This window comes from Psychrobacter sp. T6-5 (assembly GCF_052258485.2).
GTDB lineage: Bacteria > Pseudomonadota > Gammaproteobacteria > Pseudomonadales > Moraxellaceae > Psychrobacter.
In genome coordinates this window covers 2,451,798-2,472,403 of the sequence record NZ_JBQQEY020000001.1, presented here as the reverse complement: position 1 = coordinate 2,472,403, position 20,606 = coordinate 2,451,798, and the positions used below count along the sequence as shown (strand labels likewise).

Annotated in this window: 15 protein-coding genes and 1 pseudogene; 8 read left to right on the top strand and 8 right to left on the bottom strand. The window is 39.3% G+C overall.

The annotated features are described in order from the left end of the window. Positions 1-8 precede the first annotated feature (8 nt). The 3 genes from ACTXGK_RS25155 to ACTXGK_RS25145 all read left to right on the top strand — a co-directional run bounded on the left by ACTXGK_RS25155 (position 9) and on the right by ACTXGK_RS25145 (position 2,573). Complete coding sequence (locus tag ACTXGK_RS25155) at positions 9-1,121, top strand: YqaJ viral recombinase family nuclease (RefSeq protein ID WP_443515021.1); 1,113 nt, start codon at positions 9-11, stop codon at positions 1,119-1,121. 122 nt (positions 1,122-1,243) lie between these two features. Further along, the gene (locus tag ACTXGK_RS25150; protein WP_443515022.1) at positions 1,244-2,155 is read left to right on the top strand and encodes a recombination directionality factor; all 912 of its coding nucleotides are present in this window, start codon (positions 1,244-1,246) and stop codon (positions 2,153-2,155) included. 166 nt (positions 2,156-2,321) lie between these two features. Beyond that, the gene (locus tag ACTXGK_RS25145) at positions 2,322-2,573 is read left to right on the top strand and encodes a helix-turn-helix transcriptional regulator (RefSeq protein WP_443515024.1); all 252 of its coding nucleotides are present in this window, start codon (positions 2,322-2,324) and stop codon (positions 2,571-2,573) included. Between the two features lie 223 nt (positions 2,574-2,796). Here ACTXGK_RS25145 and ACTXGK_RS25140 read toward each other — a convergent pair whose 3' ends face one another. Further along, the gene (locus tag ACTXGK_RS25140) at positions 2,797-3,882 is read right to left on the bottom strand and encodes a GTPase (RefSeq protein WP_443515026.1); all 1,086 of its coding nucleotides are present in this window, start codon (positions 3,880-3,882) and stop codon (positions 2,797-2,799) included. Further along, positions 3,875-4,981 (bottom strand): GTPase, encoded by a 1,107-nt coding sequence (locus ACTXGK_RS25135; RefSeq protein ID WP_443515028.1) that lies wholly within the window; start codon positions 4,979-4,981, stop codon positions 3,875-3,877. Before ACTXGK_RS25135 ends, ACTXGK_RS25140 begins: the two co-directional genes overlap by 8 nt. 248 nt (positions 4,982-5,229) lie before the next feature. Here ACTXGK_RS25135 and ACTXGK_RS25130 point away from each other — a divergent pair, with 248 nt between their 5' ends. Further along, positions 5,230-6,528: a Y-family DNA polymerase gene (locus tag ACTXGK_RS25130; protein ID WP_443515030.1), complete on the top strand. Its 1,299-nt coding sequence runs from the start codon at positions 5,230-5,232 to the stop codon at positions 6,526-6,528. An 18-nt stretch (positions 6,529-6,546) separates the two neighbouring features. Next, positions 6,547-6,972: pseudogene (locus tag ACTXGK_RS25125) on the top strand (LexA family protein). Between the two features lie 104 nt (positions 6,973-7,076). Here the strand turns inward: ACTXGK_RS25125 and ACTXGK_RS25120 are convergent. From ACTXGK_RS25120 to ACTXGK_RS25095, 6 genes are all read right to left on the bottom strand, one after another. Next, on the bottom strand, positions 7,077-7,598 hold the full coding sequence (locus ACTXGK_RS25120; protein ID WP_443515032.1) for a hypothetical protein: 522 nt from the start codon (positions 7,596-7,598) through the stop codon (positions 7,077-7,079). Between the two features lie 11 nt (positions 7,599-7,609). Further along, on the bottom strand, positions 7,610-8,812 hold the full coding sequence (locus tag ACTXGK_RS25115) for an AAA family ATPase (protein WP_443515034.1): 1,203 nt from the start codon (positions 8,810-8,812) through the stop codon (positions 7,610-7,612). A gap of 167 nt (positions 8,813-8,979) precedes the next feature. After that, a complete protein-coding gene (locus ACTXGK_RS25110) occupies positions 8,980-9,429 on the bottom strand; it encodes a hypothetical protein (protein ID WP_443515036.1) in 450 nt (149 codons plus the stop codon). A gap of 49 nt (positions 9,430-9,478) precedes the next feature. Further along, a complete protein-coding gene (locus ACTXGK_RS25105; protein ID WP_443515038.1) occupies positions 9,479-10,138 on the bottom strand; it encodes a hypothetical protein in 660 nt (219 codons plus the stop codon). Between the two features lie 14 nt (positions 10,139-10,152). Beyond that, positions 10,153-10,329, bottom strand: coding sequence for a hypothetical protein (locus tag ACTXGK_RS25100; RefSeq protein ID WP_443515039.1), 177 nt, complete (start codon positions 10,327-10,329; stop codon positions 10,153-10,155). Between the two features lie 16 nt (positions 10,330-10,345). Beyond that, positions 10,346-10,666: an HNH endonuclease gene (locus ACTXGK_RS25095; protein ID WP_522910088.1), complete on the bottom strand. Its 321-nt coding sequence runs from the start codon at positions 10,664-10,666 to the stop codon at positions 10,346-10,348. Positions 10,667-10,911: 245 nt separating this feature from the next. Between ACTXGK_RS25095 and ACTXGK_RS25090 the strand changes: the two genes are divergently transcribed. From ACTXGK_RS25090 to ACTXGK_RS25080, 3 genes are all read left to right on the top strand, one after another. Next, on the top strand, positions 10,912-13,776 hold the full coding sequence (locus ACTXGK_RS25090) for an SNF2-related protein (RefSeq protein WP_443515043.1): 2,865 nt from the start codon (positions 10,912-10,914) through the stop codon (positions 13,774-13,776). Positions 13,777-13,961: 185 nt separating this feature from the next. Beyond that, positions 13,962-17,108 carry a DNA methyltransferase gene (locus tag ACTXGK_RS25085; protein WP_443515044.1) on the top strand — a complete coding sequence of 1,049 codons (3,147 nt, stop codon included), beginning with the start codon at positions 13,962-13,964 and terminating at the stop codon, positions 17,106-17,108. 3 nt (positions 17,109-17,111) lie between these two features. Then, positions 17,112-20,513, top strand: a complete 3,402-nt coding sequence (locus ACTXGK_RS25080) for a DEAD/DEAH box helicase family protein (RefSeq protein WP_443515046.1) — start codon at positions 17,112-17,114, stop codon at positions 20,511-20,513. Positions 20,514-20,606 lie beyond the last annotated feature (93 nt).

Here is a 20,606-nt window from a genome sequence, read left to right as displayed (position 1 = left end):
AATTTATTATGGAAACCATCGCATTAAACACAACCACTCAGCCAAGACGCGCAAAGCGTTCAACTGTTAAAGCAAAAACAATGCGCATACCTTCAAACACGAAAGCCAACATTGAGCACCCAACGCCTTTGGTGCCATCGACTCAATCAACCAACGCTAAACGTCTTGTCAGCACCAAGGGCTTGAGCCGTGAAGACTGGTTAGCCGTTCGAAAGCAAGGTGTTGGTAGCTCTGATGCTGCCGCTGCATGTGGGATTCATCCGTACCTATCCATGCTTGAGCTATGGATGATTAAGACGGGACGCATGAGCTCAAACATTGATGAGAGTATTGAGGGTTATTCTCCATTGTACTGGGGTAATACGCTTGAACCAATGGTCGCTAAATACTATCAAGAGCATACAGGCAATAAAGTACGCCGGGTGAATGCCGTCTTGCAACACGCTGAGCCTGATAATCACTTTATGCTAGCGAATTTAGACTATGCCGTGACAGGAAGCGACGACGTACAAATACTAGAGTGCAAAACCGCTGGTGAGCATGGCGCGAAGCTATGGAAGCATGGTGTGCCTCTGTATGTGACTTGCCAAGTTCAGCACCAGTTAGCAGTCACAGGTAAAAATGCGGCGCATATCTGCGTGCTGCTATGCGGACACGAAGCCAAAATATACAAGGTTGAGCGCGATGAGCACTTGATTGAATCCATTACTCGTCATGAGCGTTTGTTCTGGCATTACGTAGAGACGGACACACCACCAACCCCTGACCATAGCGAGTCAGCAGCCAAAGCATTAAAGCTGCTTTACCCAAAGCCAAAACCCTCAAGCAAAATTGATTTAAGTGCAGATGACCGCGCTAATAGCTTGTTCGCTAAGCTGCTTAATCATCGCATGTCTATTGAAGAACTAGAGCAACGTCATGACCAGATTAAGCATCAGCTACAAACGCTTATCAAAGACAATGAGGTCGCGATCTTTGATAAAGGTGCTATTTCATGGAAACGCTCGAAAGATAGTGTCGGATTGGATAGCAAGGCAGTTATCAAAGCCCATCCAGAATTGCTCATACAGTTTGGTAAAACAAAGCAAGGCAGTCGCCGCTTCGTTGTCTTAGATGACTGAGCTAAAAATCACTTAATCAAACGCACAACAACCAACCATTTCAAGCGCATAACCGCCCACCCCTAAAAGGTGGGCTTTTTTATGGCTAAGCGCATTTTATTAAACACACAAGGAATATAACCATGATTAAAGGTCTCACGATAACCCCGCCAGTACTCGGTCGCATTAGCATTGGTAAAGTCGTTCAAAAAGACGGCAAGCGTCTACCAGCTAAAGACGATCAATTCACTATCACCAGCCAAGTTCAAAACAAGGATGGCTGGATCAATCATCCACTCGATGCAAGGCTACGCGAAAAGAATGACGGTAAACTCAGGCAGATTCCCGTACGCATGTTATTTAATGATCCTGAACTGAATTTGCGAGCTGAATACACGCTATTTGATAGGCAGACTGGACGCCCCCTTTGCGTAGGTGATGGTGAACATTGCCAACGTCGAACCAATAACGGTGTTGAGCAACTGTCATGCCCATCTCCCGATCGCTGTCCATTAGCCCAAGGCGGTGCTTGTAAGCCCTATGGCAGGCTCTACGTTAATTTGAGTGAAGACGATGAGCTTGGCACCTTTATCTTTCGTACCACTGGCTTTAATAGCATTCGTACGCTTGCAGCAAGGCTTAGTTATTTTGCAGCGGTATCAGGCAATAAGCTGTCCTGTCTCCCACTCCAATTAACGCTACGCGGCAAAAGCACCACGCAAAGCTATCGTACACCAATCTACTTTGTGGATTTGACGCTACGTGATGATGTGACTTTGAAGCAAGCGGTACGAGATGCTGGAGCCATTGATGCAGAGTTAAGTGAACACGGTTTTGACCAAGCAGCGCTAGAAGTCGCTGCTAAGCAAGGCTACGTTAATTCTTGCTTTGAGGTTGATGACGATAATCTATTGGATGTGGCAGAAGAGTTCTATCCAGTAGAGACAGATGAGGCTAATAGTGATCATCAAGGAGGGTCGCAAAATGGTATTGCTTCCTACAATGTCGGTAACATCGAAAGAAGTCTAAGGGAGAGTGTGACAGCTATAAGTTAAAGCAGTGGTAAGGATATACGGCATAAAAAGGGAGTTGATTATTCAACTCCTTTTTTTATGTGCTTGATAAAGAGTACGCGCGGTCAGTATAGGGCGCCGTAAAAAAATATGGGACTCCGTAACTGTATGAGAGGAAATGCTCTCATTCACTCATAAGGAGCTAGTCATGGAAAACTTTAACGCAATACAGCCTGTAATCAAGCAGTGTAACCACATCCCACAGTTACTAAGCATCAAAGATGTTGGTCATTACACAGGTCTTAGTCGTTCCACGATATATGAGCTTACCAACGAAGATTCCGACCGTTATGACTCAACATTTCCTAAGAAAGTACAGCTTACGAAGGTAAGAGTAGTGTGGGTAGCTAGTGAGATCGCTGAATGGATTAATAATAAGATAGGTGAGCGTTCAGCTTAGAATTAGCAAACCGCCTCAACTCTAGCGAGTAGGGCGGTTTATTTTTTTTGGTGAATCTAGCAGTTTTGTATGTCAGTTCTTTTTACCCAACTTTACTCACACCTCTCTTATATATAAGTTAGTTACTAAATGAGCTTTAGTAAGCTTGAATATAGATGGTCTATTTTAAGTGGTGTGTTGATAGTTTTAAAGGGCGAAATCATTAGTTCTGTCGGGGTGTAAATTAATGAACTAAACTATTCATCAGTTCTTTTTTTATACCTTGCAAAGATAGTTCTAATTCCTGAGTTCTTTTGTTGATTTGACTTTTAAGTTTCGCAAAAAAGTTATCGGCTTCGCTATAAAAAATATTTACGTATCTCTTTCTTTCAGAACGTAATACAAATGGTAAAACTATTATTAATGGAATCAACACTATATCACTCCAATCCCAATCTGTTTCTATAGGCCCATCAATTTTTAAATCCTCACTATTACTGTATGATTTAATTTTTCCACTAAGCTTGTTTAAAATAAATTCGTACTGTTTTAATGCTGATTTTTCAGCTTTATTACCACTCTCTGTAACTTCTCTAACTATATTTTTAGACGTAGAAGATAGTTTATCCTTTACTTTATCAGAGTTAAAGCCACCTATACTCAATTCCTTATCAATAATTTCATACATTTTCTTCTGTCTATATTCAAGATCTGATAGCATTACTTCTTGACAATGCTTTGGAATACGTAAAATCAAAGAGTCGACTAAGTCTATAAGTGATTGTTTTTCAACAAGTTCTTTTCCAAATTTATGCGTTTCTCCTCCTCTAGTTTTTTTACTTTCGCTACATACGGGAATTATTGCTAACTCAAAGCCTAATGCTTTTTTAATTTCTTTAATGAAACACTCTTCATCTTCTTCAGCTATTGCATCTGCTTTAGTTAAAACAATACTTATTTTATTTTTTTCGCTTCTAAGTTTTTTAATAATTTCAATATCTGCATCTTGAATACGGGCACTGGGTGCAGATATACAGTAAAAAATAGAATGAAACCATTCAGAGGCTGGTTTATCAATATCTCTATTTTTAAGCTCTTGATCTAATTCATTTAACCATTGGTCTTGTTTACCTACCTCTAAACCCCATGAATCGTAGATATTTACTACCATACCTTTAATAGAGTGCTCAACCTTATGAAAACCATTGGTAGTAACTGGACGACCTGTTCCTGTTGCTACTTTTTTTTCTCCATATAGGTAATTAATTAAGCTGCTTTTACCTACTCCAGTCTGACCAATAATTGCAATATTATAATTTGTGTTATCCATTTTTCTTCTCTTGTTCTTGTTTCAGATATTTCATAAATATATTAATTAGATCTGTATCAAAGTGCTTCATGAAAGACGCGTCGTCTATATTATCAATGCCTAATTCAACAACGTTTGCACAAGCTTCGGAAACAGCAAAACCGAAAGCTGAAGTTATAGATGCTGCTACTACTCCATTAATTGTTCCACCAGTTACAGTACCTACTCCTGGTATAAGCTTTAATATTTGACTTACTAAATACCTACCCGCCATAGGTAGAGCTGAGGCTAAAGCCACTTGAATAATTGCAGATGCATTATCTACGGCTTTATCCAAATTATAGATATATAATATTCTGGCCAAGAGCTTTGATTGATTAGCTAGTAACAACGGGGCACTAGAAGCAGGAATAGGAACAAAGCCAGTGGCAAAAGCTAAAGAGGTATGCTTAATAACAGCGTTCTTAGCATGCTCTCTTTTTCCTTTAATGCTTGCTTTTTGCGCAGAAATAAATGCAGTTTTTAGAGCTTCTGGTAATTGAATAACGCTCCATTCAATGAGTTTTTTTAGCTCCATTCCATGTGAAATATTTTTCGTATTAGTTTCAAAAATATGAATATTAGGGAATTCAGCTAAGATGACTTTTTTCATCTCAATGGCATCTTCTTCATTTATCAAATCAGATTTCGTTAGGATAATAGCGAGAGGTACCTTAGATTTTTCTATTTTACGAATGATCTCAATATCAAAATCTGTAATACGAGAGCTTATAGATTGTACGCAATACCATGCTAAATGGGGTTTATCTTCAACTTTTTCATGTGTTCCTGTACACAATTCAATAACATCTTTCTGAAACTGTACTTCTTGCTCAGAGCCAATTTCATACCCCTTACTGTCAAAAAGAACTATAGGAATATTCTCAGAGACAAATCTGTCAATGTGTTGAGTTACTGGTTTGCCAATTCCAGTCTTAGCAATATTCTCTCCAAAACATAGGTTTAATAACGAACTTTTACCCACTCCCGTTCCACCAACTAACAAAATATTTGGTTTTTTAATCTCTTTTTTTAATGAATTAAATTCTTTATACAGTTTTTCTTGGAAATTATCTGACATATTTAATCTCATTATGGTTAAGTATATTAAATAAAGATTATATACAGCATTCAGCATTTTTAGCGAGCTAACTATTAAAAATAATTAACAATCCTCTTAAACCCTCACGACAGCCATCGTTGTCTACTATTTTCTACCCCTTGAAGTTTAAAGCTCTATCTCTCTACACTCAAAGGCATATCCAATCATGCAAATAGTCGTGTTTTGATATGCCTTTTCTTTTATACCGTTCACTTATCGAGTAAGTCATGTATGCGCTTGTTGATTGCAATAGCTTTTACGCCGACTGTGAGAAACTCTTTCGCCCCGATCTAAAAGATAAGGCGGTGGTGGTACTATCCAATAACGATGGCTGCGTGGTTGCTCGCTCAACTGAGGCAAAGCTACTCGGTATTAAGATGGGCGTACCGTTCTTTCAGGTCAAAGAGTTCTGCGAGAAGAACGACATCACGGTCTTCAGCTCTAACTACACCCTTTATGCTGACATGTCTCATCGCGTCATGACCACGCTTGAAACCCTATGCCCTACTGTAGAAGTCTGTTCTATCGATGAAGCCTTTTTATACTTAGCCGATTATCCGACTGCGATGACTGATCTTAACGCTTACGGTACTAAGCTTAAAAGCATTGTAGAGATGTACACGGGCATTCCTGTATGTGTGGGTATGGGTAGCACCAAGACCATGGCAAAACTTGCCAACCACGCCGCTAAGAAGCACCCAGCTACCAAAGGCGTTTGTGTCCTACAAGATCTTAGATGGATACGTCACATCATGCAGATCACTGATGTGGGTGAGGTATGGGGTGTGGGTCGTCGTTATAAAGTTAGACTCAATGAGATGGGTATTTGTACCGTCTATCAATTGGCCGTATGCGCACCTGCCAAGATAAGACAGCACTTTGGCGTAGTATTAGAGCGCACTTGCTTAGAGCTTAATGGTCAGTGCTGTATCGGTATTGAAACCGCTGGACCTAAAAAGCAGATTGTCTCTTCACGCTCATTCTCTACACGCATTACTTGCCCTGATGAGCTGAGCGAGTGTGTTTGTAGTCATGTGTCAAAAGCGGCTAACAAACTTCGCAAGCAAGGGAGCGTCTGTAGCTACCTTAGCGTCTTCGCTAAGAGTAGCTCGTTCAGTACCACAGAGAGCTATGCCTCAATCTCCGGTCAATCTCAGTTTATAACGCCGACGGCTGATACAAGAGTGATGGTCGCTGCGGCTCGGCAAATACTGACACAGATATTTAAAGAAGACATACGCTACGCTAAAGCAGGTGTAATGCTCTTTGATATCTGTCAGCACCATGAGGTGCAGTCTGACTTATTTGCAGAGAATAGTAGTGATGATGCAGGTCAAAGCAGTAGTCACTGTGCCAATAGAAGCGCAGAAGTAATCGCTATCATGGATAAGCTTAATAAAAAGTTTGGACAAAACAGCAACCAGCAATCTGCTGTGTTTATCGCAAGCGAAGGAATAAAGAATAAGCACTCATGGCAAATGAGCCGCAATATGCTATCGCCTTGCTATACCACTAATATTAACTAGTTACCCAAGGTGGACTAAATGACCGTTAAGATAATTGGTAGGCTTACCGATGAGGGTGAAACGGTATTGCTGTCTTTATACAGTGATAGAGTAAAAGTAGGCTTCCCAAGTCCTGCGACTGACTATGTGCAAAACCGTATTGATTTGAATACCTTACTTATTCATAGTCCGACGACGACCTATTTAGTCGAAGTTGAAGGCGACAGCATGATCGATATCGGTATCTACCCTAATGATATTTGAATTGTTGATCGTTCGATAAGTGCTAGGAACAAGGATATTGTCATTGCGCTAGTCGAAGATGGATTCACGGCAAAGCAGTTGATACTAGGTGAGCACATCGTCTTGCGTGCTCACAACGTCAACTATCCTGACATTATCGTTAAGGGATCGCTTGAGCTGTTTGGCGTGGTGGTCAGTAGTATTAGGCGGTTTAAGCGCTGAGGATAGTGTGGGTCGCAAGTGAGATTGTTGAATGGATTAATACTAAGGTTTTAAAAAGGTCGGCTTAGTTTATGCATTAGCCGTCTCACTTAAATGTAAGTCGGCTATTTTTTTTGCTTAACGCCTAATAATGAGCGTAGCGTTATGACTGTGGCATGATTGGTCTCATCAAGTACTGGCTTAGCAAATAGGGGCTCATAGCTTTTCGATAAGGCAGGGTTATCGGACAATTTAGGGTGGAGCATACTCTTAAATTTTTGTGCAGTGTTAGGAATGCTTTGAGCAAGTATGCTAAGTAGCATACCTTCCAAGCATAGCGGCTCTGAATATAAAATAGCAATACCTGAATCTTTAGCTGCTTTAATATCTTGTTGCTTAACCGGAACATCGCTATCCATCAAAATAAATTTCTGGTCATAATCAACGTGACGACTCTTTTTAACCGTGTCCTTGATGATATCGTGTGGTGAGCCACCACTCGAAAAATCAAGAGTTATTTTACTACCAGAGTGTCTTTCGTAATAAATGCCTTTCATATGACTTAAAAACGCCTTGTCATGTTCACCTTCACCCATAACGAGTAGGGTGGTTTTGTTGACTGACCTAGTAGGTTTACGCTTTGCCATAATCTAGCTCCTTATAGATTTGGTATCGCGTCAAACGCGCCAGCCATATACTTAGCGTAAAGGTTGTCATCGTTACGAACCCCTTCCATTTCATCAAGCCGCCAAGCTTCTGAAGCCTGCTCGTATTTTTCGACTAGATAAATTTGATGCTTGTTCAATAAATTAAACACATCAGGGGTATGGCAACTAAAAATAAGCTGCGCATTATGAGGATTGTGATGCGAGGAGCGAAACAAATCAAAAATAGCAGGTAACAGCAGTGGGTGTAAGTCATTATCAAGCTCATCAATAATGGCTACACCACCGTTCTTAAGAACAGGCAGTATCAGCCCAAGCAAACTATAGGCAGATTGTGTACCATTGGATTCTTCATAAATCATAAGCTCAAATGATTCATCACCCACTTTATGTACACCAAAAGGTAGTAGTACTTCTTGCTGCTTACCCTCGTTCACCATCATCACGCTTTTTATATTAATCTCATCTATGCCCGTATCAAACTGACAAAGTAGCTTTTCAGCGGTTTGTTTTAAACCATCATCCTTAGCAAATAATTCTGTCATTTCAGGTATAGATTGGCTAAGGCTACCAAGCCTACCCATTGAGACTACATTAGTCTTATAGTGATTGAACATATCAAAAATGGCTTCTGCCAAAGGCTCATCAAGCAAATTAGCATAGCTGATAAGTGATGCATTTTTTTTCACATCATCGGCTAAAGAAGGGATAACAAAGTTACGATGTTTATAGTTAAGCGCGTCACTGTCATGCTGACGTATAAATATATAGCTAAACTGGCTACTGGTCTTTTTGTATAATGCCTCTTTAACCACGCTATGCTGTGTCAGAGTGAGCTCATAGCGATACTGATCATAAATGCCATCAGAATTTTTAAGTAAAAAGCCAAATTCAAATTTGGATAACTCATTGTTACTTAACGCAAGCTGGCTAAAAGAAATAGGTTGCTCTGAGTCAAGGCTGCTAGTAGATTCGCACATAAACCAACGTAAAAAGGCAATGGCTTTTAATAGCTGCGTTTTACCGGAGCCATTCGCGCCAAGCACAGCGGTGACTTTATTTAATCGATACTGGTCTTGCGTGGTATCAACATAAAAATCATAGTCAGTCTTAGTAGGTTGTTTACCCAGAGTGAATGACACCTCAGTAGACTCTGAGTAAGAATAAAAATTATTAAAGCGAATATAAGTAATCATATTAGGTCACTTTTAACAAAATATTGTGGTTTCTTTGATAATATAGCATAGATATCACTACATGGTCTTGCTGTATAAATATTATTGTTTTTATACAGACAATAAAAAACTGCCTTCTACATAAGTAAAAGGCAGCCTGTGATGTTGAGTATGAGTGGGTAATTACATTAGCAATATGCTGAGAAAATACCTTCAACCGCTTTTCTATCTATATAAAAAGGGTGGTTAGTGTCTAGGCGCATCGCATTTTTTATTCTTACATTATTGCTTTGGTTAGAGCCTTCGTACACAAAAGAGTCGATAGGGGTGGCGCAGTTAATTAATGCAGCGTAAGAATGTGTGTAGTACTCGCTAATATGTTTTTGATACGCATTAACACGAATATCAACAATTTCAGGTTTTTTAGTTCTTAGATTCTGTCTAATAATATCGTTTAATCCTGCTGTCCAGATAGTACGCATCTCAAGACCTCTGAGCATGCCATTATTTTCAGTATAGACGGTAACTGATGGATAATCTTGACCAAAAGAATAAGGATCGATTGCAGATGCAGGAACGGTTGCTACAGCAGCAGTAGCTAATGCTAAGCTGATTGTAAGTTTTTTTATTATGGTCACTATTGAAGCCTTTTAAGTAGATTGAATAACTTGGATCTCATTAAGGGTTTTAAATAAACTGACCAAAGTAGCTATCTACCCAGTCTTTTACACTTGATACTCCACTCACAGTATAAAAAGTGTCATCGGGAACATCTTGCGCTTTGGCTAAACCAGCTTGATTAGCGATATGATCAGCTAGATAAAAATACACCTTGTCGTCTTTATCGTACTGTACAAGATTGCCATTTGATTCAGTCGCAATTGTCGTCAACGCTAAGAGCTTAGAATTAGGGCTAGTACGGCTGTCCTGACATTTATTAATGTAGTCCTCTTCAAGAGCCCCGAGACCAAATATAGTATTATTAATTAAAAAAACATTATTGTAAGGAAGGAGTTCTTTGCTACTAGCTGAGTACGAATCGATGACTGATCCAAACCATTGATATAGCTCAAGATGAAGCGGATGGATGTTGGTAGTATCAAGTTGATTGATACATCCTACCTTTGTAAGAAAACCAGTACCATGCATAGGTAGTTCAAAAAACCTAAAGTCTCCTTGCTCGGAGCTTAGCTCAGTGACTATAGAATTCTTAAAAAGTGTATAGTCATATACTGTAGTAGAGGGTAGCTGCCGAAAGTAATCATTGCCTGATACTACTTCAGTTTCTTTAATATTCTCTAAAAAATAACGTGAGCTATTTTGATATGATAAAAATATACTGTTCATTTTCCATCCTATTACTATTTTTTAAGCCCACTGAGAAATACTAATGCGCCGACTGCCATCATGACTAAACCAACAGGTGGAACAGATGTCATAGCGGCAAACCCAAAAAAGACTAACACTGCTCCAAATGCTTTTTTACCTATGAAAAAAGAAATAACTAGCGCAGCTAAGATACCTAAAATTAATCCCAATTTTTAACCCCTTACTTTAGTAATTAATAAGGCTTCTTAATTCTCTTGCTAGTGCTTGGCCTGAATACTTTAATGTTAGCTTATTTATGAGCGCACTTTTTTTAGAGTTGCACGAGCGGCAAAGAACCTGAAGGTTGGTTATTGCGTTAGTACCATGTGCTTTTTGCGGTACTATATGATCAATGGTGACTGTTCCCTCAGATCTGCTTAGTATTTGACGACATGCACGGCAAGAATGCTGATCGCCTGGATTAGATTTAAAATATACGTCTCTGTAGTTGTTACCAGCAGAGTTGTTAACAACCTTCTGAACACCTGAGAAAAATTTACCTATCATATAATCCACTCCTTGTTTAAACTCAGAAACAAACATTTGTATTTTTTTATTGTAACAGGTTTGTAATTTTAAAACTATATATAGGATTCTTGTTATTGATGTATATCCTTTTTTATGAATAGCCGTGATAGATTACTTTCTGACAAAAAAGTAGATAATTTTTTTAGATTTTATCCAAGAGCTAATGTTTTAATAACTGCTAACAAACACAAATGTTGGAGCTGAAATTACAAATGACTGTGACCTTGAAAAATATAACCAACCACCAATTAAAATACTTCGCTTGGGAAATCACTAAAAAGCGGAGCAGCTCCGACGATGCTCGTATTGCGCAGTCCCTGTTTGATGCTCAGGTCGATGTCAATCCTCATCAAATTGAAGCTGCCTTATTTGCGCTTAGTAATCCTTTGAGTCGTGGTGTGGTATTAGCTGACGAAGTAGGATTAGGTAAAACTATTGAAGCAGCGTTAGTTTTATGTCAATACTGGGCGGAGTATAAACGAAACTTACTGGTAATCTGTCCAGCATCATTACGAAAGCAGTGGGCATTAGAATTACAAGATAAATTTAACTTACCTGTACAAGTATTAGATTCGTTTACTTGGAAGAAATTACGTCAAGAAGGTGTTTATAATCCTTTTGAAAATAAAAAGATCACCGTTATATCCTATCCGTTTGCAACCAGAATGGAGCATGAGCTGGCTAAAATACCTTGGGATATGGTTGTTATTGATGAGGCACATCGGCTGCGTAATGCTCATCGACCAAGTAACAAAACAGGCAATAGTTTTAAAAAGTCTCTAGTTGCTCGCAATAAACTGCTACTGACGGCCACTCCACTACAAAATTCATTAATGGAGCTATACGGGCTCAGCACCATTATAGATGAGCATCTATTTGGTGATGATAAGGCGTTCCGCCGTCAATATGTTAACGAAGATAACTTGCCAGCCCTTAAGCGCCGATTAGATCAATTTGTGCATCGTACGCTACGTAAAGACGTTTTGGAGTATATCCCTTATACCAAGCGTCATGCTTTGACTGTACCATTTACTCCTAGCGATGTAGAACAGCGTTTATATGATCAAATCAATAGCTACTTACAAAGAGAGTTTAGCTATGCCTTTCCTGTACAGCAGCGCCATCTAATCACCATTGTTTTACGTAAGCTATTGGCGTCTTCTACTTCTGCTGTTATCGCAACATTAGAATCGATTCGTAATCGTCTACAATCTCTTTTAGACAATCAAACTATTGATGCAGAATGGATAGAGCATTTTATTGCTGATGAAGATATAGATGAAGAGCTTATCGAAGAGGACGAGAACGAGAACGAGAACGAGTATAGCGAATATGAAACTCGCGGCGTTGATGCAGATTTACTTAAATCTGAAATTAAAGAGGTCGATCAGTATCTTGCTTTAGCTCATGAAATTGATGAAGACCGTAAGTCTTATGCGTTATTAACGGCGTTGGAGCGTGGGTTTGCCCGTATGTTTGAAATGGGGGCGCCAAAGAAGGCTGTGATATTCACTGAGTCACGTCGCACGCAAACCTATCTTGTAGAGTTTTTGCAGTCTCATGGCTTTAATGGCAAGGTAGTTGCTTTTAATGGTAGTAATAATAGCCCAGTCAATACTGGTATCTATCACAGATGGTTAGCTAAACACGTAGGTAGCGACAGGGTGACTGGCTCATCGTCAATAGATAGACGTACAGCGCTTATCGATTATTTCAGAGATGAAGCTGAAATCATGATTGCTACCGAAGCCGCTGCTGAGGGTGTCAACTTACAATTCTGCTCTTTAGTAGTTAACTACGATTTGCCGTGGAACCCACAAAGAGTCGAGCAGCGTATTGGACGCTGTCATCGCTATGGTCAAGCTTTTGATGTGGTTGTAGTCAACTTCATCAATGAGCGTAATGCTGCTGACCAAAGAGTGATGGAGCTGCTTAGTGAGAAGTTTGAGCTATTTGAAGGGGTATTTGGAGCCTCGAATGAAATCCTAGGATCGATAGAAAGCGGTATTAACTTTGAGAAACGTATCCTTGAGATCTATGACAAGTGCCGTACCAACCAAGAAATTGAAGCAAGCTTTAATAAGCTACAGTCCGAGCTTGAAGCTCAAATCAATCAAAAAATGCTACAGACTCGTGATTTGCTATTAAAACACTTTGATGCAGATATTCACGAATTGCTGAAGATTCATAAGCAGCGTGCCGAAGAGCAGCTTGATCGTATCAGTAACTTTTTTTGGACGATTAGCCGAGCACTACTAGCGCCCTATGCTGACTTCCATCCTAATCAGTTAAATTTTACGCTGCATAAGTCGCCTACAGTAGATATAAAGGTTGGTAGCTATCAGCTGATCAGAAAGGGCGAATCTGTACCTGATAATACCTACATATATCGTCTAACGCATCCACTCGGTGAGTATGTACTAAATAAGGCAAAGTACCTACCTACTGAGACTGCGCAGATAAACTTTGATTACAGCAATTATGATAAAAAAGTATCCAGCCTTGAGCCATTAGTAGGGCAATCAGGATGGTTGTCGCTTAGTTTATTATCACTAGACTCGTTTGCAAAAGAAGAGCATTTAATACTGACAGGAATGACTGATAATAATACTGTCTTAGATGCTGATATCTGTGAGCGTATTTTACGTTTAGAAGGGGTAGTGGTTGAAGATAAAATAACGAAAGCTATTCCGAAACTATTCACTGATACAATTGAGTTTCAGCATAAAAACAAGCTGAGTGAGGCGCTTGATAATAATCAAGTGTTTTTTAAGCGTGAGCAAGAAAAAATCGAGAGTTGGGCAGATGATCATATGGCATCGGCTGAGTCAGCGCTTGATGATATTAAGCTCAAAATCCGCAGCTTAAAGCGTGAGACGCGTCAAGCTAGTACTATCGATGAGCAAAAACAAAAGCAAGAGCAGCTCAAAAAGGCAGAACGTGAACAGCGCAAACTACGTCAAAATATTTTTGACGTGACTGATGAGATTGAGGAAAGGCGCGATACATTAATTGAAAACTTAGAACAAATGATGCATAAAAAAAGCCAGTTTGAAACGCTTTATCATATTCGTTGGCACGTAAAATAAGTTGATAAATTTTATAATGGAGCAAGCGCTTTTTAGCTATTGAAGCACTGATCTGATATAATGTTTGGCTAATTTTTTTTCTCTTTTAGGGCTGGGTTTGGTTTCATTAATTGAGACTAGCCTAGCTCGTTTTGTCATAAGCCTATGACAAAATGCTGCTATAAAAACCTGTCGAAGGACTCACTATGAGCCAATATGCCAATCTTAATCAAAAACTAAAAAACATCTTTCAAATTGATCGTCCTGATCTAGATTTTGGTATTTATCGTATCTTGAATGCTCGTCGTAACGAAATCAGCGACTATCTAGATAATCGTCTCAAAGCCAAAGTAGAGACGTATCTGACGGATGCCAAAAGCGACGTACATGACAGCCAGCTTGAGAGCATTACTAATCAAATCAAAGATGAGTTTGGCAAGCGTGCGTTCGATGAGGCAGGCAACTTAGTCAATGAAACCGCTATCGAAAGCTCACTTGGACAGCAGTACCAAGAGCTACGCGATCATGCTGATAGCAGCTTTGATCAAGCGCAAGTATTTAGCCATTTGTACACCTTTTTTAGTCGCTATTATGATGAGGGCGATTTTATCAGTCAGCGCCGTTATAAAGGCGACACCTATGCCATTCCTTATTCTGGCGAAGAGGTGATGCTGCATTGGGCGAATAAAGACCAGTACTATACCAAGTCAGGTGAGATGTTTAGCAACTACCGTATTCGCTTCAACTCGATAGGTGAGTCAGACAAATCCGTCTTATTCCGTTTGTTATCTGCTGATACGGCGAAGGACAATCAAAAAGACAATGACAAAAGTCGTCGCTTCGTTATTCTTTCTAAGCCAAAGACGGTAACTCGTACGGATGAAGAAGGCGAGGAATATGAAGAAATCGTACATCCTATAGAGCTTAATAACGCTGGCGACGAGCTGACGGTATGGTTTGAATACGCGGTCATGGACAGTAAGGCCAAGCAAGACAAGCTCAATCTACAAGCGCATGACGATATATTAACAAATACCAAAGTCAGTACAGCATGGGCTAACTTACTCAAGCATCCAGCACCAACCGAAAAACAGGCTGATCGTGACTTACTCCGTAAGCATTTAGATACCTATACGCAAAAGAACACAGCTGATTATTTCATTCATAAAGACTTAGGTAAATTCTTAAATAATGAGCTGGACTTCTATATCAAAAATGAAGTCATGCATTTAGATGATGTGGTCAATAGCTCGGGCTTTATAGAGATAGAGCGTCAGCTTGCGCTGATTAAGTGCTTACGCAAGATCGGTCGTGAGTTAATTGAGTTTTTAGCATCTTTAGAGGATTTTCAAAAGAAGCTATGGCTTAAAAAGAAGTTTGTGGTATCCAGTCATTATTGCATTACCCTTGATCGTGTCGATGAAGCGCTGTATAGCGAAATTGCTGTTAATGAGGCTCAGTGGCAGCAGTGGGAGAGCTTAGGATTTAAGGTAGCTGATGATAGCTTACCGCATTGGGGTAGCAGCCATTATCTAAAAGAGCATTCGTATCTGATGGTGGATACCAGCTTGTTTGAGTTAGGCTTTAAAGCCAAGCTATTAAATAGCATTGATGATTTGGATGAGCAGACAGATGGTCTGATAATCAACAGTGATAATTTTCAGGCATTAAATCTAATTGAGAGTAAAAATACACAGGCATTAGACTTTATATACATTGATCCACCTTATAACACTGTTCACTCTAAAATTCTTTATAAAAATAACTTTGAGCACTCAAGCTGGTTGACGCTTCTAAACCAAACTATATCCACATCAGTTCCGCTTTTAAAAGATGATACATCGTCTTTTGGTGTAGCGATTGATGATTATGAATTTAAAAACGCCTTGGACTTAGTTAAGCTAAACTTTCCATCTTTAGAGTTATCGACTATTGTGATAAATCATCACCCTCAGGGTTCTGGTGGACGTATTTCACGTACACACGAGTATTATATAGTCGCCTCTTCACCTACTGCTCCTGCATTACTCGGAAAGCCTAAAGATGATATTGAGGAAGATCGTAGCTTTATGAGAAGTGGTACAGGAGAGAACAATTTTAGATTTGGCAGGTGGAAGAGCTTCTACGCAATACTCGTGGATGATGAAGGAAATGTAATTAGAACAGAAGATCCGCCTGAAATTGATGCTAGCTATCCCACAAATAAAACTGAAGATAATTTATCAAGAGTCTATCCTATCAACTCTAAAGGAGAGGAACGAGTTTGGCGGTCCTCATACATAACTGGTGCAAAACGTGTAGCTGACGGTGAAATATTTATAACTAAACAAGGTTCTGTAAAACAAAAAATATTTCATGAAAATAAAAGAGAAACACTATTCAGTAATTGGGTTGGCACAGATTTTAATGCTGGAGTGCAAGGAACTAATGTACTCAATGACTTAGGATTAGGTGGTAAGTTTGATTACCCCAAATCTTTGAAGACGCTTGAGACATCATTCTGGATGCAATCATTTGGGAAAGATGATTTCAGAATGATTGATTACTTTGCAGGCAGCGGGACATCAGCTCATGCAGTAATAAACTTAAACCGTGAAGATGAAGGCAGTCGTAAGTACATTCTAGTGGAGCAAGGCGAATACTTTGATACTGTAGTTAAGCCCCGTATTCAAAAGGTTGTCTATAGTGGAGACTGGAAAGACAGTCAGCCGCTGCTACCTAAGAGTAAGGACGCTGATAATTCGATTAATCCTTTTAACGGAATTAGCCACTGCTTAAAAGTCGTCAAGCTTGAGAGCTATGAAGATACTTTAAACAACCTTGAGCTTAACCGTAGTCCGGCTCAGAATGATTTGTTTGCTGACTTGACACCTGCTCAGCAAGACGATTATCTCATGCATTACATGCTTGATATTGAGAGCAAAGACTCGCTACTTAACGTAGCTGATTTCGCAAACCCTTTTGATTATCAGCTTAAGATAACTGCTGACAGTGCTGGCGCCTATACTGTACAAAATATTGATCTCATCGATACCTTTAACTATCTCATAGGGCTAAAGGTTAGAAATATAGACTATCAGCTAGATCGAGGATTTGTACAAGTAGATGGGTATTTGCGTACTGGTGAGTTTGTGACTGTATTTTGGCGTGACTGTGAACAGATTGGTTATGATGAGCTGGACGAGAAGCTACAAAAGCTGCGTATCAATGCCTTAGATAGCGAGTATCAGCAGATATACGTCAATGGTGATCATAACATCAACACCAAGCTTATCAGTACTGATGGTAATGAGAGACAACTAAAAGTCCGCTCTATAGAGCAGGTATTCCTTGAGCGCATGTTTGCAGAGTAAGTTATGGCTAATCCCAGTAAAAAGAAAAGCAAAAAAATAAACTTTCATGAGCAGCTAGTGCTTACGCAGTGGCTGTGGTCAAAGTTTAATCCTGATAATATTAAGGGCATGCATACGCTATTAGATTTGCCTGTCCATGAAGGTATTGAATACGAAGGTGAGGATGCCGGTCAAACCAAGTTTTTCACTGAGCTGACTAGAGACTTAGTCGGTAAGCAGACTTTAGATATAGATACGCTAAGGCGCTATGATAGAAATATCGTGCGTCACTGGCTACAGATTAGTGAAGCTCGCAATGAGCAAGCTAACAGTGAGCTGAATCTAAAATACTTCCAGTACCTATCATTATTATTTACGGAATATTATCTGGATCAATACTTCAATCATTCTGAGCAGATGCTAGAGGAGCTCAATGCTACCGTAGCTACCTATAACGAGGACAAAAGCGATAGCGAGATATTACAACCGTATGTAGCCAACGACTTAAATAAGGTTGCGTATTGGAGCGCCACAGGTAGCGGCAAGACGCTATTGATGCATATCAATATTTTGCAGTATCAGTACTACACTGAGCACGCCAGCCACAATGATAAAATCGAGCAGATAATTCTACTGACTCCTAATGATGGGCTAAGCAATCAGCATCTTGAAGAGTTCAAGATGTCTGGTATCGAAGCCATGATATTCCAAAAAAACAAATCCCGTGACCAGTTTTTAAAGTATGTGCAAATTATTGATATCCATAAGCTGGCTGAAAGAGATGGTGATAAGACGATAGCGGTAGAGTCACTAGAAGGTCAAAACCTTGTACTTATTGATGAAGGTCACCGTGGCACAAGTAGTGCTGGTGTATGGATGAGCTATCGTGACACGCTGACAAAAGACGGCTTTAGCTTTGAATATTCAGCGACCTTTGGTCAAGCGATTAATAAATCCAATAACGTCGTCAAGCAAGAAGAAGAAGAGATAAAAACCAAAGCAAAAATGCATTTTGGTACTAAGGCATTAACCAAACTAGACGATACTCAGTTGAAGGCTTTAAGTTTAGATGAGCTGGAAAAGCAAAAAGTAAGGCGCGAAGCCTTGCGTGAAGTCTATGCAAAAAACATCTTGTTTGACTACTCGTACAAGTATTTTTATGATGATGGCTATGGTAAAGAAGTCAATATTCTAAATATGAAAAAAGGTGAGACGCAGGATAATCAGCAGCTATATCTAACCGCCTGCTTATTGGCTTTTTACCAGCAGCAGCACCTTTATCAAAATAACGTCGGACGTCTTAAGCAATTCAAAGTTGAAAATCCCCTTTGGGTATTTGTCGGTAATAAAGTAAATGATGATGATTCAGATATTTTGACCATCATCAAGTTTTTAGCTGACTTTTTAGACAGTCGTTATAAAGCAGAAACTATTAACTGGATTCATGACTTTATTACCAATAAGTCACGTTTGGTCGATAACAAAGGTAACAATATTTTTGTTAATCGTTTTGCTCCATTACATGGTAGAGACGCTGAAGTTATTTATCAAGATATACTCAGTCAGTTCTTTAATGCAGGGAGTAATCAACGCTTAAACGTCATTCGGATCACTCAAAATACAGGCGAGCTACGCCTACAAATTGGTGAGAATACACCGTTTGGTGTGATAAACGTAGGTGATGAAAAAGGCTTATTTGATCACTGTGAAAAGCTAGGCGATAGCCATTATCTTAATACGCGTACCGATGAGTTCACCCCGACGCTATTTGATACCATTAATGACGATGATAGCAAAACCAATCTACTCATTGGCTCACGTAAATTTACCGAAGGTTGGAGTAGTTGGCGCGTCTCGACTATGGGTCTGTTGAATATGGGTTCTGGTGAAGGCTCACAAATTATTCAATTGTTCGGTCGAGGTGTACGTTTAAAAGGTGAGGGGTTCTCACTCAAACGAACGCCGCACAACATTTATAGTAAAGCTGAATATAAAGACCTATATTTAGATTTGCTACAAACGATTAATATCTTTGGCTTACATGCTGACTATATGGAAAAATTCCGTGACTATCTAAATGATGAAGGTATCGTCCTTAATCAAGATTTAGTCACTTTAGATTTCAATACCAATCGTATATCAGCGCCACATAGACTCAAAACTTTGACGCTTAAAGATGGTTATAAGGATAATCAGCCAAATGGCTTTAAAGCGCAGGTTAAGCTGTCGCTATTTGAAATTCCTGGTAAGTATCAGGGCAAAATCAAAAAGCCATTTGTGATTTTAGACTTGTATCCACGACTGCAAGCCTATCATACCGATAAGCGTAAGCGTAATAATGACTTAAAAGACAAGCGTCAAGAGCATGAGATATCACCTGACATCATGCCGTTTTTTGATTTTGATAGCCTATATCTACAACTACAACAGTATAAAATGCAACGTGGCTATACCAATATACGTCTTGGTATCGACGAGCTTAGAGCATTCTGCTGTAAGCCAATTAAGAATACCCATGATGACTGGTATAGGCTATTGGTAGATAGCGAAAAGCTGACGAAAGATGTAGATGGTATTCGCTTTCAGCAAAGCGTTTTATTAGAGCTGCTACAAGCGTACATGGACAGATTTTACAAAACCATGAAAAACGCATACGAAGGTCAGTACTATGAAGTGACAGAGTTTAATGTCGGTGACGATGATCTGCCTATTCACATGTGCGACAAATATGTCTTTACATCAAAAGAAGGGTTTAATGGTGAGGCAGAAGAGTACTTTAAACGCCTTACCAAGTTACAAGATATAGTCAATGATGGACAGCTAGAGAAGACAGTCAACTGGCAGGACGGTAGCTTACGTACAGTCGTGTTTGATAAGCATCTGTATTATCCATTGTTCAGCAAAAATGATGATAGCCTACCTTTTACTTGGTCGCCTTCTGTATTTGATTATGATAGTAAGGATGAGAGTAGCGAAGTTAAGTTCGTTGATGATCTACAGCGCTATATCAATTCTGATAAACAGATTGATGCGCTTAAAGATTACCATATCTATTTACTTCGTAATCCCGATAACCGTTACAAAGGATTAGGTTTTGCACTAGCAGGTAATTTTTATCCAGACTTTTTATTGTGGTTAGTACACCAAGAGACGGGTGAGCAGTACCTGACCTTGATCGATCCTAAGGGTATCCGAAACATGAATACTGATGATGCCAAAATTAATCTATATAAAGAAATAAAAACCCTTGAGAGCCGCTTAGAGGATAAGCTGATACTAAATAGCTTTATTTTGACCACGACGCCAATGAAGGAATTGATAAACAATTCATTGAGTGAAGATGAGCTTAAAGAGCGTAATGTGTTATTTATGCTAGGCAATCAAACACAGTATTTAAATGATATGTTTGAGGGGATTTTGAGCTAGACGTAGAAGCAATTGTTCTATTAAAGGTTGACCTAAGAGTAAACTAAATAGCTAAGAAAATAATGTATACCATCTTAGCTATCAGGTCATATA

Coding starts and splice junctions, on each gene's coding strand:
- ACTXGK_RS25135 (WP_443515028.1), bottom strand. CDS start 4,981: ATGTCAGATAATTTCCAAGAAAAACTGTATAAAGAATTTAATTCATTA.
- ACTXGK_RS25145 (WP_443515024.1), top strand. CDS start 2,322: ATGGAAAACTTTAACGCAATACAGCCTGTAATCAAGCAGTGTAACCAC.
- ACTXGK_RS25140 (WP_443515026.1), bottom strand. CDS start 3,882: ATGGATAACACAAATTATAATATTGCAATTATTGGTCAGACTGGAGTA.
- ACTXGK_RS25115 (WP_443515034.1), bottom strand. CDS start 8,812: ATGATTACTTATATTCGCTTTAATAATTTTTATTCTTACTCAGAGTCT.
- ACTXGK_RS25120 (WP_443515032.1), bottom strand. CDS start 7,598: ATGGCAAAGCGTAAACCTACTAGGTCAGTCAACAAAACCACCCTACTC.
- ACTXGK_RS25150 (WP_443515022.1), top strand. CDS start 1,244: ATGATTAAAGGTCTCACGATAACCCCGCCAGTACTCGGTCGCATTAGC.
- ACTXGK_RS25105 (WP_443515038.1), bottom strand. CDS start 10,138: ATGAACAGTATATTTTTATCATATCAAAATAGCTCACGTTATTTTTTA.
- ACTXGK_RS25095 (WP_522910088.1), bottom strand. CDS start 10,666: ATGATAGGTAAATTTTTCTCAGGTGTTCAGAAGGTTGTTAACAACTCT.
- ACTXGK_RS25080 (WP_443515046.1), top strand. CDS start 17,112: ATGGCTAATCCCAGTAAAAAGAAAAGCAAAAAAATAAACTTTCATGAG.
- ACTXGK_RS25085 (WP_443515044.1), top strand. CDS start 13,962: ATGAGCCAATATGCCAATCTTAATCAAAAACTAAAAAACATCTTTCAA.
- ACTXGK_RS25155 (WP_443515021.1), top strand. CDS start 9: ATGGAAACCATCGCATTAAACACAACCACTCAGCCAAGACGCGCAAAG.
- ACTXGK_RS25130 (WP_443515030.1), top strand. CDS start 5,230: ATGTATGCGCTTGTTGATTGCAATAGCTTTTACGCCGACTGTGAGAAA.